Origin of the sequence: Avibacterium paragallinarum, from assembly GCF_011765605.1 — a bacterium.
GTDB classification, from domain to species: Bacteria; Pseudomonadota; Gammaproteobacteria; order Enterobacterales; family Pasteurellaceae; genus Avibacterium; species Avibacterium paragallinarum.
In genome coordinates this window covers 2,112,348-2,125,850 of record NZ_CP050316.1, presented here as the reverse complement: position 1 = coordinate 2,125,850, position 13,503 = coordinate 2,112,348, and the positions used below count along the sequence as shown (strand labels likewise).

The following is a 13,503-nucleotide window of genomic DNA, read 5'->3' as shown; positions in this document are numbered from 1 at the left end:
TTCCTCAACGTAAATAGCCTTGTTCTAGAACTAAACAAGGTTTTGGTTTTTGATGGATAATGTTGGTATCGTGAGTTGCGATGAGTACTGTCATTCCTAAGTGATTAAATTCTTCAAAGAGATTAAAAATATTCCTAGAGATTATATTATCTAAATTTCCGGTTGGTTCATCGGCAAGTAATAATAGAGGTTTATGTACTATTGCACGTGCGATAGCTACGCCTTGTTGCTCTCCTCCGGATAAATGTACTGGTAAATAATTTGCTTTTTCGCGTAATCCTACACGGTCCAGAGCTGCTAAAGCACGCGATAACGCCTCTTTAGGCCTGAACCCAGAGATGATTAAGGGGAGTGTAACATTATCGACCACTGAGCGATCTGTTAATAATTGATAGTCTTGATGTACCATACCGATTTGTCTTCGTAAGAAAGGAAGTTCGTGTGTGGATAAACGCGTAATATTATAACCATTGAACCAAATTTGTCCGCCATTAGCTCGTTCAGCTCCCATTATTAATTTTAATAATGTGCTTTTCCCTGCACCAGAATGACCTAATAAATAAGTCATACTTCCTACGGGAAGATGAAAACTGATTCCTTGTAAAGCTTGTTTCCCACCTAAATAAGCTTTACTGATATTGTCAAAGCGTATCATTTATACCATCTCATTTTTTATATTAACATCATAATTATATCTAATATTATTATTCTCTAAGCAATAAAATTTATCTGATTATTATAATTAAAAAGAAGAAGGCGATTTTTGTCTTATTAAGGCGAATATATTGATTACAGGTTTTGATTGATTTGGCGAAAAACTTAGGCACCAGTTCATCAAGAAGATCGGAGTCCGCAAAATCCTTTCTGAACAAAGTGCCTATGATTGTTTAGGATAAGTAGTAATTATAAAATTTCTTTCGCTTTAGCCACCACGTTTTCTACGGTGAAGCCAAATAGTTTGAATAATTCACCTGCTGGGGCAGATTCACCAAAGGTGTTCATTCCCACAATGCGTCCGCCGAAGCCAACGTATTTGTACCAGAACTCGCTAATGCCCGCTTCAACTGCAACACGCTTGGTTACACTGCTTGGCAATACGCTTTCGCGGTAAGCTTCATCTTGTTTGTCAAACACGTTAGTGGAAGGCATTGATACCACACGGATTTTTTTGCCTTCTTGACGAAGTTGCTCCGCCGCTTTCACCACTAATTCTACTTCAGAACCTGTCGCAATAAAGATTAAATCAGGTGTGCCTTCGCTATCGGTTAAGATATAACCACCACGTGCCACATCAGCCAATTGCGCAGGGGTTCTGTCCATTTGAGTAAGATTTTGACGACTGAAAATCATCGCACTTGGGCCATCTTTACGCTCAACCGCCGCTTTCCACGCAACCGCCGATTCCACTTGGTCACACGGACGCCACGTTTCTAAATTTGGAATTAAACGTAATGACGCTGTTTGCTCCACAGGTTGATGTGTCGGGCCGTCTTCCCCTAAGCCGATAGAATCGTGGGTGTACACGAAAAGCACACGTTGTTTCATTAACGCCGCCATTCTCACGGCATTATGAGCATATTCCATAAACATTAAGAAGGTTGCGCCATAAGGAATGAAGCCGCCGTGTAAGGCAATTCCGTTCATAATGGCAGACATACCAAATTCACGCACGCCGTAGTTGATGTAGTTACCATCTTGATTTTCTGTGGCACGAATAGGGCGTGAGCCTGACCATAAGGTTAAGTTTGACCCAGCTAAATCTGCCGAACCACCTAAAAACTCTGGCAATAATGGTGCATAGGCTTCAATGGCATTTTGTGAGGCTTTACGGCTTGCAATGCTCGCTGGGTTGGCTTGTAATTTTTCAACAAATGCTTGGCTTTCTGCCGCCCAGTTTGCGGGTAATTCACCACTTAAACGGCGTGCAAGCTCTGCGCTTAATTCTGGATAAGCTTGGCTATATGCTGTCCATTTTTCATTCCACACCGCTTCTGCTTGTTTGCCTTTCTCTTTTGCGTCCCATTGGCTATAAATGTCCGCTGGAATTTCAAATGGTGCGTAGTTCCAACCAAGATTTTGGCGGGTTAATGCGATTTCTTCATCGCCTAATGGCGCACCGTGACTATCGTGCGAGCCTGCTTTATTTGGCGAGCCATAGCCGATAGTAGTTTTACAGATAATCAAGGTTGGACGCGCTTTTTCTGCTTGCGCTTGTTTAATAGCTTCCGCAATGGCTTCTGGATTATGCCCGTCAATTTGCCCGATCACTTGCCAGTTATAGGCTTCAAAACGCTCTTTTGTGTTATCGGTAAACCAGCCGTCCACTTCGCCATCAATAGAAATATTGTTGTCATCATAGAACGCGATTAATTTGCCTAAGCCCAATGTACCCGCAAGGGAACAAGCTTCGTGGGAAATCCCTTCCATTAAACAGCCATCACCTAAAAAAGCGTAAGTGTAGTGGTCGATAATCTCGTGACCTGGACGGTTAAATTGTGCCGCGAGAGTTTTCTCCGCAATCGCCATACCTACTGCGTTGGTGATCCCTTGACCCAATGGTCCCGTGGTAGTTTCAACACCTGGTGCATAGCCATATTCAGGGTGGCCTGGGGTTTTAGAATGTAATTGGCGGAATTGTTTTAAATCTTCGATGGATAAATCATAGCCTGTTAAATGTAAAAGGCTGTAAATCAACATTGAACCGTGACCATTTGATAACACGAATCTATCGCGGTTTGCCCATTTTGGATTGGTTGGATTATGCACTAAAAACTCACGCCACAACACTTCCGCAATGTCCGCCATTCCCATTGGTGCACCAGGGTGGCCTGATTTGGCTTTTTGCACCGCATCCATACTTAAAAAACGAATAGCATTCGCTAACTCTTTTCGATTCGACATTTTTGTTCTCCTAATTATCAAATGTAAAACTGAACTCTGGCTATTCTACCCGATTTATTATGAAAAAATAGCAATTAATTTAATTAGTTTTTTATAGGTTTTGCGTATCTTACGAAAGATATTCCACGTTTCCTTAAAAATCGCCGTTGTATAAAAATAATCGCCAAAAACGACCGCACTTTACCCCCAGCTCTTTTGGGGGCTATGCACTATTTTGAGTGTTTCTATTCGTTTATTTACTGCCCATAATACGCATTTTTGCCGTGTTTGCGAAGATAATGTTTATCTAAAAGTGCTTGTTGCATTGCACCTAATTGCGGATTTAATTGGTGAGAAAATAAGTTCATATAGGCGATTTCTTCCAACACCACGGCATTATGCACCGCATTATCGGCATCCGTTCCCCAAGCAAAAGGTCCGTGTGAATTCACTAACACTGCTGGCACATCTTTCGCTTCGATTTGACGGGTGCGGAAGGTTTCTACAATCACTTTGCCCGTTTCGCGTTCATAGTCGCCTGCGATTTCTTGTGGGGTCATTTGTCTGGTACAAGGAATGCTGCCGTAGAAATAATCGGCGTGGGTTGTGCCAGCGGCGATGAGGTCTAGCCCCGCTTGCGCCCACAAAGTGGCGTGGCGAGAATGGGTATGCACAATACCGCCGATTTCGGGGAATTGGCGATATAACTCAAGGTGGGTGGCTGTGTCGGAAGAGGGCTTTTTCGTTCCCCAAACTCGCTCGCCCGTGTTCACGTCCACAATCACAATGTCGTCTGCAGTCATCGTTTCATAATCCACGCCAGAGGGCTTGATAGCGACCAGCCCTAAAGTGCGGTCAATTTCGCTCACATTTCCCCAAGTGAAAGTAACCAAATGATGTTTTGGCAAGGCTAAGTTGGCTTGCAAGACTTTTTCGCGTAATTCGGCTAACATTGAAATCCTCCTTCTAACATTTTTTGTTCAATCCAACGGCGAGCGTTGATAATTTCAGCAATCGGTTCATCGGCTTTTTCTGTCCACATTTCAATCAAAAATGCACCGCGATAATTCAGCTCTGCTAAGGTTTTAAAACAGGCGACAAAATCCACACAGCCCTCGCCAAATGGCACATCACGGAACTGCCCTGCACAGGTTGGAGTAACTTTGAAAGTATCTTTGAGGTGAATAGCAGAAATTTTGTCAATGCCAAGTGTTAGCTCTTCTGCCACATTGTCATTCCACGCACTGAGATTACCGAGGTCAGGATAAACGGTGAACCAAGGGGAACGAAGCAAGTCGTCCCATTTTTTCCAACGGCTAATGGAACTCATAAATTGGGTGTCCATAATTTCCACGGCGAGGGTAACTTGATTGCTGGCGGCGAGTTCTACCGCCCATTCTAGCCCTTGTTGAAAGCGTTCGATTGTGCTGGCGTCTTGCTCTTCGTAATACACATCATAGCCCGCCAGTTGAATGGTGCGAATGCCTAAATCCACCGCCAACTGAATGGCTTTTTCCATTATTTCATAGGCTTTTTGGCGAGTGGCTTCATCGTGGCTGCCAAAAGGAAAACGGCGATGCCCCGAAAGGCACATTGAAGGAATGGTGATGCCTGTGTTGAGAACCGCTTGCACCAGCTCGAGGCGTTGAGCTTTCGTCCAATCAAGACGGCTTAGGCGTTCATCGGTTTCATCGATGGACATCTCCACAAAATCAAAGCCACAGGCTTTCGCAATAGACAGCCTGTCTTGCCAGCTAAGATTTTTCGGTAAGGCTTTTTCATAAATGCCGAGTTTGTGTTTTCTCATCTTGTTATCCTAAAAATCATTAAAAATTCATACCGCACTTTTGTTATATCAAGGATTTAAGTGATTGAATAAATTGTTGATAGCGTTTAAATTTTTCCTGATACACCGCAAAATTTTGTGGGTTTGGTATTACGCATTGTAAATTTAGGGATTGGGCTAGCTGGCTGGTGGTTTTGCCTTGTGAAGCAAGGTCAGCCTCCATTGCCATCATCGCCGCGCCAAAACAGCCTGTTTCTTCAATTTGTGGCACTTCCACCCGCATTCCCGTGAGATCAGCGAGCATTTGTATCCACACAGGCGATTTCGCAGGCCCGCCCGTAACGCGTAAAATTTCCGTGTGCGGGAAGCGTTGCAACATTCGGTCGAGGTGGGTTTTCATACTGAACAGCACGCCCTCGTAAATGGCTTGAAATAGGTGCATTTTGCTGTGATGAGCCTGAATACCGTAAAAGCCCGCTTTCATTCCTAATCCCGCATTCGAGCCATATAAAAACGGCACAAAAAGCACCGCACTTTCGCTTATCGGCAACGCTGCCACGCCGTCATTAATGGCTTGGTAGCTGAGATCACCAAATTCTTTCACGAACCATTCCAAATTCCCCGCCGAGGTGGGGCTGGCTTCGTGAATAATAAATTTGCCCGCTTGGGCATAACGCCCATAAACAAAGGGAATGTCGGGGTGGTCTTCAATGCGATCCGTAACCCCGCTCACCACCGACCAAGTGCCAAGTACCACGTTTAATTTGCGTTCATCATCTAAGCCTGCACAAAGGGCGGTGGAAACCACATCAAACAGCCCACCGACTACGGGCGTGCCTTGGGCAAGCCCCGTGAATTGTGCAGCCTCCGCTGTAACATAGCCTGCGATTTGATTCGGTTTGATAATAGGCGGGAGCTTCTCTGTAATGCCCGATAAGCCGAGTAACTCCGCGAGTTGAGGATCATATTGTGCGGTGTTGATGTTGTATAAATTGGATTCCGAAATATTGGTTTCTTCGCAGCCCAGCTCGCCTGTGAGGCAAAATCGCAAATAGTCGTGCGACATCAGTACCGCCCCAATTTGAGCGTAGCGTTCAGGCTCGTAGTCTTTAATCCAACGCAAAATAGAAACAGGATGTCCCGTCCACAGGGTTTGTTTTGTGAGGGGATAAAGCCGTTCAGGAATGCCCTGTTGTTGCCATTGCTTGACGATAGCTAAGGCGCGCTGATCAGAAGACAAAATCGCTCGCCCAAGGGGTTGATTTTGCTTATCCAACAAAAACGCCCCTTTGCCCTGTGCAGAAATCCCCACACCTTTAATTTGCGTTGCGGTAATGCCACTTTGCTCGATTGCCGTTTTAATCACCGCCGCACAGCATTGCCACAGCTGCGGCATATCTCGCTCCGCGTAGCCCGCTTGCTCGCTGATTAATGCCACCGCCTCCCGCACGCAAGCCCGCATCGTCCCTTTTGCATCGAATAATGCGGCTTTAATAAAAGTGCCACCACAATCGATGCCTAAATAGTAAGTCATTTATGCTCTCCCAAAGATAAAAAGCGGTCGAAAAATCTTGAAAAATTCGACCGCACTTTGATTATTGTGCTAAGGCATCAATTTCTTTCACTAAGGTGTCGCCGTGTTTTTCGATAAAGGATTTCCGCACATCCGCTTCAATAATAGCTTTGAATGGGGTGGTATCCACTTTTTCGATCACCTCAACGCCCGATTTACGTAAATTGGCGATGATGTCTTGTTCGTTTTTCTCGTTAAGATCTCGTTGATATTGCCCTGCTTCTTTGGCGGCTTCGACAATGGCCTGTTGCAGTTCTGGGGCTAAGCTGTCAAATTTCGCTTTGTTCATCACCACAATTAACGGGGTGTAGCCGTGGTTGGTTTGGCTTAAGTATTTTTGCACTTCATACAATTTTGCCGACCAGAAAATGCCAATCGGGTGTTCTTGTGCATCAACGGCACGGGTTTCCAACGCGGTATAAAGTTCTGAAAGTGGCATTGGCACGGGGTTTGCTCCAAGCAAGGTAAAGGCTTGAATATACATTGGATTTTGGTTGGTTCGCACTTTTAAGCCTTTGATGTCTTCAGGCTGGGTTACAGGGCGTTTTGAGTTGGAAAAGGCACGAAACCCTACGTCCCAAAATGCTAAACCTTTCAGCCCTTTGGCTTCCAGATCTTTTAATAGCCCCTGCCCGATCTCGCCGTCTAACACTTTGTAAACGTGTTGGCGATCTTTGAAAATAAAGGGAATGTCGATCACGTTTAATTTGGGTTCTAAGCCCGTGAAATTCGGTGAGCCTGACATTTCGAGATCGATTGTGCCGCCACGCACCGCACTGATCATCGTTTGAGCATTGCCTAAGGTGCTGTCTGGGAAGAGGCTTAATTTTAATTCGCCGTTGGTTTTTTCTTTGAGTAATTCATTGAATTTTTTCGCAGCGATGTGTTGGGTGTCGCTGCGTGGTGCTTCGTAGCCAAAACGTAAGGTTATCGCCGCGTTGGCTGCGGCACTGAACATTACCGCACTGGCGATAACAGTAGCTAAGGTTTTCATTGTCAATAATTTCATAGTAATCTCCTTGAATTTACTAAGGTTGTAACCACGAGAGTGGTGTGAGAATCAATGATGGTACAAAGATGAATGTGAACAATAGAATGATCATCATCAGCATATAAGGCAGAATGCCTTTGGCCGCTTCGTCAAAAGGCAGTTTAGACACGCCCGTAATCACGTTTAACACGTTGCCGACTGGCGGGGTGATTAAGCCAATGGAGGTGTTCAAAATAAAGAGTACGCCAAAATACACGGGATCAATCCCTGCTTCTTCCACCAATGGCATTAGGACAGGGGTGAGAATCAGCACGGTAGGGGTGAGATCCATCACCATTCCGATTACAAACACCACAAGCATAATCACCATTAATAACAGGGTTGGGGATTCAATCAATGGTTCGAGTAATTCCGTCATCATTTGCGGTAATTCGGCGATTGTAATAAGCCAGCCTGTTACGTTGGCAGCAGCGACCAAAAACATCACCACGCCCGTGGTTTTCGCGGCGGAAAGTAACACTTTGTAAAGTGCGGTGATTTTTAGCTCACGATAAATAAACAGCGAAACGAACAATGCGTAAAAGGTGGCGACCGCTCCCGCTTCTGTTGGGGTGAAAATGCCTAAACGGAAGCCACCGATAATGATGACTGGCAACAACAACGCCCATATGCTATTTTTGAAAGAAAGACATAATTCCTCTTTGCTCGCTTTAGAAAAGGTCATCAAATTCAACCGTTTAGCTTGCCACCACCAAAGTGCTGCCAAACAACAGCCCATTAATACACCGGGAAAAATGCCTGCGAGGAAAAGCTTGGTAATAGATACACCACTGGCAACCCCAAACACAATGAACGGAATAGAAGGCGGAATAATTGGGGCGATGATCCCCGCTGTGCCGATTAATCCCGCTGAACGCCCGATAGGGTAGCCTGTGGTTTTCATCATTGGTAATAACATTGCGGCAACGGCGGCGGTGTCGGCCACTGCGGAACCTGATAAGCTCGCCATTATCATTGCGGCTAAAATCGCCACAAAGCCCAGCCCACCGCGTTTATGCCCTACCAATTTCATCGGCAAATCAATAATGCGTTTTGATAACCCGCCTTCGTTCATAATCTCCCCAGCGAGAATAAAGAACGGAATTGCCATGAGTGAAAAACTGTCTGCCCCACCAACAATTTGTTGAGCGAGAATCTGAGCATCGAATAAATCCAAATGGATCATTAACGCCAGCCCACAAATCAAGAGGGAAAAGGCAACGGGAATGCCGAGAATAATCGCCCCAAGCAAGACGGAAAGGAAAAGCACGACGGTCATTGAATTTCTCCTCTCATCAGTAAAGTGAAGTTGGTGCAGAGGCGAACGAGCAACAACAGCCCGATGAAGCCGCCTGCGACTACGCAAGCGAGATAAGTGATCCCCTGCGGTAGCCCTGAAATCGGGGCGTAATTATTGAGGTTTAGCTCAAATTGCACCCACCCACCTGCGGTCATTAAATAGCAACAAAAGAGCATTAAGCTATCGGTGATAATGCTTAAAAGATGACGACCTAGAGGGGATAATTTGCTGGTTAAAAGGGTTACGCTGACGTGCTGATTTTCATTAAAGGCAAGGATTGCACCGAGAAAGGTCAGCCATACAAACAAATAACGCGACACTTCTTCGCTGATATTAATGCTACTATTAAAGCCGTAGCGTAATATCACATTGAGGAAAATTAAACACGACATCGTGGCTAAAATCGCCACTACCGCGATACTGAGTAGTTTTCCAATCATTTGGATTAGGGATTTCATCTTTCACCTCACAGCTCACTGAGTGCAATTTTCACTACCACTTTGCGAATTTGGCAGGGTTTGTCATCAATACAAGCAGGGCGATGAATATCTTCAGGAAAGAAAATGGCGAAATTGCCTTTTCGCATTACCAATTCACTTTCATTGTTCGCCGATTGATAAAACAAAATATCTCGCTCAGTGTTGTAATCTTGTGCGATGGGGTTTTTGCCCAAATCAGCAGCGACGCCAATCCGCTCTTGCCCTGAATGCAAATATTGCACATCAAGATAACGGCGATGTACTTCAGGCAAAATATCGGCTTTGGGCTTGGTGGATAAATCCAAAACCTGTGCAAAAATAGACCGCTCTTTGATTTCATACGTCCCCGCAGGTAGCCGATCAAAATCCGTTTGCTTTAAATAAGCCAATGCGATTTGGATCGCTTTGGGAAACTGTGTTTCATTCACGTTATGAATATGTCCAAAATACATCGCTCTCTCCTCTTTTACCCACTGTTCAGGCACAACATTACAGGGATTTCAATTTCGCCCACACGCTATCATCAACAGGAATACCGTTAGCTTTATTTTCAGCCAGAATGGTGGTGAACTCGTGTCCCGGCAAACGCACTGCCACCTCAGGATCGGCACGCTCCGCGGTTCGCACATAGTCCATAATGCGATTGAGTTTTTCTTCTTTGGTTTTGCCATCAATCAAGCGATCCACCTCAATGGCGATAAACACTTGCGAAACGCAATATTCATCATCTTTGTCTTCGGTTACGGCGGCAGTGGATAAGCCATTAGAAAGCAAAGTGGCGATCATATCCAACACAATGGATAGCCCCGAGCCTTTCCAGAAGCCCATTGGCAACAAACGGCGGTTTTGCTCTACGGTGGCAGGATCGCGGGTTAAATTGCCCTCATCGTCAAAGCCCGCATCAACAAAGGTTTGTCGCCCCGCTAAACGATGCACTTCCAACATTCCGTAGGAATACATTGAACAAGACATATCCACCATTGTGATCGGATTGGTCGGCACGGCGACAATAAGCGGATTTGTCCCGATACGGCACTCTTTCGCCCCCCAAGGTGGCATTACCGCAAGAGCATTCGTCCAACAAATGCCGATATAGCCTTTCTCCGCCGCTTGCCAGCCATAACTTCCGCCCCGCATCCAATGATTGGCATTTCGCAATGCAACAACCCCAATACCATATTGCGAGGCAATTTCCATCGCACGATCCATCATTTTTTTCGCCGTTAAGTTACCAATGGCTTGATGAGCGTCCCATTGCTCGATCGCTCCCAAAGACAAAGCTTTAGTTGGCACGGCTTCTGGCACAATATCACCATTTTCTAGCTGTTGAATAAAACGGGGAAAGCGGTTCACCCCGTGGGAATAAGCTCCTGCCTGCGTAGTATCAGCAAAAGCAGAGGCACATTCTTCTGCTATTTCTTCACGCACATTGCGAGCAAGTAGAACACGTTTAAATTCGGCTTTTAGATCTTCATAGGAAACTAACATAATGTCCTCTTATTTCATATTGTGAAATCATATTCCATAAATTACATTATTGAAGCTAATAAAGTCAATCTTACGGCGAAATAAAAAACTCTTTGTAATCAATAGATTAAAATCTTTTTTCTGAATTTGTGATCTACTTCGCAATTTGTCAAAATAATATTTCACAATGTGAAATGGAGATAACGGGAAAATTTCGCTATACTTACGAACAAAAAATGAGGGGAAAAAACGATGACTGATGATCGTACAAATGGAAATCAAAGCTTAATTCGTGGCTTAAAACTGCTCGAAATGTTAAGCCATTACCCGAACGGCTGCCCGTTAGCCAAACTCGCCGAGTTGGCACGGCTTAATAAAAGTACAGTACACCGTTTACTGCAAGGGCTACAAAGTGAAGGCTATGTACAGCCTGCTTCCACAGCAGGAAATTACCGCTTAACCACCAAATGTTTGAGTATTGGGCAAAAAATTTTGGTTTCCCTGAATATTATTAACGTCGCCGCCCCTTATTTAGAAGCACTGAACCTTAAAATTGGCGAAACGGTTAATTTTTCCAAGCGTGAACACGAACACGCGATAATGATTTATAAGCTAGAGCCCACCACAGGAATGCTCCGCACCCAAGCCTATATTGGGCAACGGTTGCCCCTTTATTGCTCCGCAATGGGAAAACTCTACCTCGCCTACGAAAAAAATAGCGATTATCTCACCCATTACTGGCAAAGCCAGCAAGCAAACATCAAACCGCTTACTGCCAATACGGTAACGGATCGGCACTTAATGGAAAAAGAGCTTAACGACATTCGCCAAGAACAATTTGCGATGGATCGCGAAGAAAATGAAATTGGCGTTGTCTGTCTCGCCTGCCCGATTTTTAACTATCAAGGCAATGTGGAATATGCCGTATCCGTTTCAATGTCTTCCTACAAACTAAAACAAATGGGTATTCCTTACCTTTTAGGTGAAATCCAACAAACCGCCTTGGCGATTTCAAAGGAGTTGGGGTATGGGGGAAATGCATTTTTTAGTCAATAGTTTTGCTATTTATCTTATTGAACAGCTAAGATGAATGATTGATGTCTGAAAATGAAATCTCACCGTTGATATGGTATGCTTGAGCCAAATTATCCAACGAACAAAAGGACACGATTGAAAACGGCATTTAATCCCACCGCATTTGCTCCCGTTGCACTTTGCCCTTGCCAGTCGGGACAGCGTTACCAAGATTGCTGTCAGCCCTTGCATTGCGGACAAAAAGTGGCAGACACAGCAGAGCAATTAATGCGTTCCCGTTATGTGGCGTTTGTGCTGCAACAGATTGATTATATTGTAAAAACCACCGTGCCAAGCCAGCAGAATCTGCTTGATATCGCCGCCTTGCAACAATGGGCAGCCCAAACCCAATGGCAAGGTTTGGAGATTGTGGCACATCAGCCCGCTCTGGATAAAAACCATAGTGCGGTGGAATTTAAAGCCAAATTTGCCACTGAGCAAGGGGAGCAAATTCACCACGAGAAATCCTTATTTGTGAAGATCGGGCAACATTGGTATTTTGCTGATCCCACCGTGGATTTGCCCGCGATGAAACAAGCCTGCATTTGCGGTTCGGGGAAAAAATTTAAACATTGTTGTGGAGTAATGTTATGTCAGTTCTATGGCGAAACCTAAGTTTATTTTTTAACGTATTTTGGTTGCGATTTAATCAAAATAAACTCAACCAAGCGGCGGGCTACCTCACTTATAGCACGATGCTTGCCCTCGTCCCGCTCATTATGGTGGTGTTTTCCATTTTCTCCGCCTTTCCCGTTTTCAATGAAGTAACGGGCGAGCTGAAACAATTCATCTTTGATAACTTTGCCCCGAATGCCAGTAATATGGTGGGGGAATATATTGACCAGTTTGTGGATAATTCCAAGCAAATGAGTGCTGTTGGGATCGTTAGCTTAATTGTGGTCGCCTTAATGCTCATCAACACCATTGACCGCACGCTCAACTCTATTTGGCAAGATAGCAGCATTCGCCCAACGCTTTTTTCCTTTGCCATTTACTGGCTGATTTTAACCTTAGGGCCGATTATCATTGCCACCAGCATCGGGATCAGCTCCTATGTAACTGCGTTGGCGAGGGATTTTCTACAGTCGGATATGGGCTTGCCCTTTGGCTTAAAATTGCTTTCCTTTATTCCCTTTATGCTCACTTGGTTTATTTTCACCCTGATTTACAGTGTCGTACCGAATAAAAAAGTGAGCATTAAACACTCCGCGGCAGGGGCGTTGGTGGCAGCGATTTTTTTCACCCTCGGCAAGCAAGCCTTTACTTGGTACATCACCAATTTCCCATCTTACCAGCTTATTTACGGGGCAATGGCAACTTTGCCGATTATGTTGTTGTGGATTCAACTGAGCTGGATTGCCATTTTGCTTGGTGCACAACTTGCCGCTGTACTCGGCGATATGCGGCTGCTGAAAACAGGAAAACTGGAATTACAACAAATTAAGGAGCAATAATGATTGCATTAATTCAACGGGTTCGCCAAGCTAAAGTGGAAGTCGATGGCGAAATCACAGGGCAAATCCAGCAAGGGCTACTGGTGTTGCTCGGAGTCGAAAAAGAAGACGAAGAAAGCCACGCCGATCGCCTGATGGAAAAAGTGCTGAATTACCGTGTGTTCAGCGATGAACAAGGCAAAATGAATTTAAACTTGCAACAAATTCAAGGCGAATTGCTCGTGGTTTCGCAATTCACCCTCGCCGCCGACACGCAAAAAGGGCTACGCCCGAGTTTCTCCAAAGGGGCAACGCCCGAAAAGGCAGAACGGCTCTATAATTATTTTGTGCAAAAGTGCGGTGGAAAAATCCCAACCTCCACTGGCAAATTCGCCGCCGATATGCAAGTCAGCCTCACCAATGACGGACCTGTCACTTTTTGGTTGCAGGTATAAAAGTGCGGTGGTTTTGAACGACGATT

The 13,503-nt window shown here is 45.0% G+C and carries 14 protein-coding genes; 4 read left to right on the top strand and 10 right to left on the bottom strand.

The genetic code is table 11. The features are described 5' to 3' along the window. Positions 1-4 precede the first annotated feature (4 nt). The 10 genes from HBL79_RS10250 to yiaK form a co-directional block, all read right to left on the bottom strand. Positions 5-655: a cell division ATP-binding protein FtsE gene (locus tag HBL79_RS10250; RefSeq protein WP_017806290.1), complete on the bottom strand. Its 651-nt coding sequence runs from the start codon at positions 653-655 to the stop codon at positions 5-7. Between the two features lie 248 nt (positions 656-903). Then, entirely contained in the window at positions 904-2,901 is a 1,998-nt protein-coding gene (gene tkt, locus HBL79_RS10245) for a transketolase (protein WP_035686509.1), read from the bottom strand. 236 nt (positions 2,902-3,137) lie between these two features. Beyond that, positions 3,138-3,833, bottom strand: a complete 696-nt coding sequence (gene araD, locus HBL79_RS10240; RefSeq protein ID WP_035686507.1) for an L-ribulose-5-phosphate 4-epimerase — start codon at positions 3,831-3,833, stop codon at positions 3,138-3,140. Next, positions 3,827-4,687: an L-ribulose-5-phosphate 3-epimerase gene (locus HBL79_RS10235; protein ID WP_035686504.1), complete on the bottom strand. Its 861-nt coding sequence runs from the start codon at positions 4,685-4,687 to the stop codon at positions 3,827-3,829. Before HBL79_RS10235 ends, araD begins: the two co-directional genes overlap by 7 nt. A gap of 43 nt (positions 4,688-4,730) precedes the next feature. Then, complete coding sequence (locus HBL79_RS10230; RefSeq protein ID WP_035686501.1) at positions 4,731-6,200, bottom strand: FGGY-family carbohydrate kinase; 1,470 nt, start codon at positions 6,198-6,200, stop codon at positions 4,731-4,733. Between the two features lie 61 nt (positions 6,201-6,261). Beyond that, complete coding sequence (locus tag HBL79_RS10225) at positions 6,262-7,248, bottom strand: TRAP transporter substrate-binding protein (protein ID WP_035686499.1); 987 nt, start codon at positions 7,246-7,248, stop codon at positions 6,262-6,264. A gap of 19 nt (positions 7,249-7,267) precedes the next feature. Next, entirely contained in the window at positions 7,268-8,548 is a 1,281-nt protein-coding gene (locus tag HBL79_RS10220) for a TRAP transporter large permease subunit (protein ID WP_017806296.1), read from the bottom strand. Then, a complete protein-coding gene (locus tag HBL79_RS10215) occupies positions 8,545-9,027 on the bottom strand; it encodes a TRAP transporter small permease (RefSeq protein WP_035686497.1) in 483 nt (160 codons plus the stop codon). Before HBL79_RS10215 ends, HBL79_RS10220 begins: the two co-directional genes overlap by 4 nt. Positions 9,028-9,035: 8 nt before the next feature. Further along, positions 9,036-9,500, bottom strand: a complete 465-nt coding sequence (locus HBL79_RS10210; RefSeq protein ID WP_035686496.1) for a NanQ anomerase/TabA/YiaL family protein — start codon at positions 9,498-9,500, stop codon at positions 9,036-9,038. Between the two features lie 37 nt (positions 9,501-9,537). Continuing rightward, entirely contained in the window at positions 9,538-10,536 is a 999-nt protein-coding gene (gene yiaK, locus HBL79_RS10205) for a 3-dehydro-L-gulonate 2-dehydrogenase (RefSeq protein ID WP_035686494.1), read from the bottom strand. Positions 10,537-10,767: 231 nt separating this feature from the next. Between yiaK and HBL79_RS10200 the strand changes: the two genes are divergently transcribed. From HBL79_RS10200 to dtd, 4 genes are all read left to right on the top strand, one after another. After that, positions 10,768-11,571, top strand: coding sequence for an IclR family transcriptional regulator (locus tag HBL79_RS10200; RefSeq protein ID WP_035686491.1), 804 nt, complete (start codon positions 10,768-10,770; stop codon positions 11,569-11,571). Between the two features lie 75 nt (positions 11,572-11,646). Continuing rightward, on the top strand, positions 11,647-12,204 hold the full coding sequence (locus HBL79_RS10195; protein WP_233570701.1) for a YchJ family protein: 558 nt from the start codon (positions 11,647-11,649) through the stop codon (positions 12,202-12,204). Continuing rightward, a complete protein-coding gene (locus HBL79_RS10190; RefSeq protein WP_017806302.1) occupies positions 12,180-13,043 on the top strand; it encodes a virulence factor BrkB family protein in 864 nt (287 codons plus the stop codon). The genes HBL79_RS10195 and HBL79_RS10190 overlap by 25 nt, the downstream gene beginning before the upstream one ends. Beyond that, on the top strand, positions 13,043-13,477 hold the full coding sequence (gene dtd, locus HBL79_RS10185) for a D-aminoacyl-tRNA deacylase (protein ID WP_035686488.1): 435 nt from the start codon (positions 13,043-13,045) through the stop codon (positions 13,475-13,477). The genes HBL79_RS10190 and dtd overlap by 1 nt, the downstream gene beginning before the upstream one ends. Positions 13,478-13,503 lie beyond the last annotated feature (26 nt).

Bases quoted from the DNA above. Each gene is read 5' to 3' on its own strand.
- HBL79_RS10200 (WP_035686491.1), top strand. From the start codon at position 10,768: ATGACTGATGATCGTACAAATGGAAATCAAAGCTTAATTCGTGGCTTA.
- dtd (WP_035686488.1), top strand. From the start codon at position 13,043: ATGATTGCATTAATTCAACGGGTTCGCCAAGCTAAAGTGGAAGTCGAT.
- tkt (WP_035686509.1), bottom strand. From the start codon at position 2,901: ATGTCGAATCGAAAAGAGTTAGCGAATGCTATTCGTTTTTTAAGTATG.
- HBL79_RS10235 (WP_035686504.1), bottom strand. From the start codon at position 4,687: ATGAGAAAACACAAACTCGGCATTTATGAAAAAGCCTTACCGAAAAAT.
- HBL79_RS10210 (WP_035686496.1), bottom strand. From the start codon at position 9,500: ATGTATTTTGGACATATTCATAACGTGAATGAAACACAGTTTCCCAAA.
- HBL79_RS10220 (WP_017806296.1), bottom strand. From the start codon at position 8,548: ATGACCGTCGTGCTTTTCCTTTCCGTCTTGCTTGGGGCGATTATTCTC.
- HBL79_RS10195 (WP_233570701.1), top strand. From the start codon at position 11,647: ATGCTTGAGCCAAATTATCCAACGAACAAAAGGACACGATTGAAAACG.
- HBL79_RS10230 (WP_035686501.1), bottom strand. From the start codon at position 6,200: ATGACTTACTATTTAGGCATCGATTGTGGTGGCACTTTTATTAAAGCC.
- HBL79_RS10215 (WP_035686497.1), bottom strand. From the start codon at position 9,027: ATGAAATCCCTAATCCAAATGATTGGAAAACTACTCAGTATCGCGGTA.
- HBL79_RS10225 (WP_035686499.1), bottom strand. From the start codon at position 7,248: ATGAAATTATTGACAATGAAAACCTTAGCTACTGTTATCGCCAGTGCG.
- HBL79_RS10190 (WP_017806302.1), top strand. From the start codon at position 12,180: ATGTCAGTTCTATGGCGAAACCTAAGTTTATTTTTTAACGTATTTTGG.
- araD (WP_035686507.1), bottom strand. From the start codon at position 3,833: ATGTTAGCCGAATTACGCGAAAAAGTCTTGCAAGCCAACTTAGCCTTG.
- yiaK (WP_035686494.1), bottom strand. From the start codon at position 10,536: ATGTTAGTTTCCTATGAAGATCTAAAAGCCGAATTTAAACGTGTTCTA.
- HBL79_RS10250 (WP_017806290.1), bottom strand. From the start codon at position 655: ATGATACGCTTTGACAATATCAGTAAAGCTTATTTAGGTGGGAAACAA.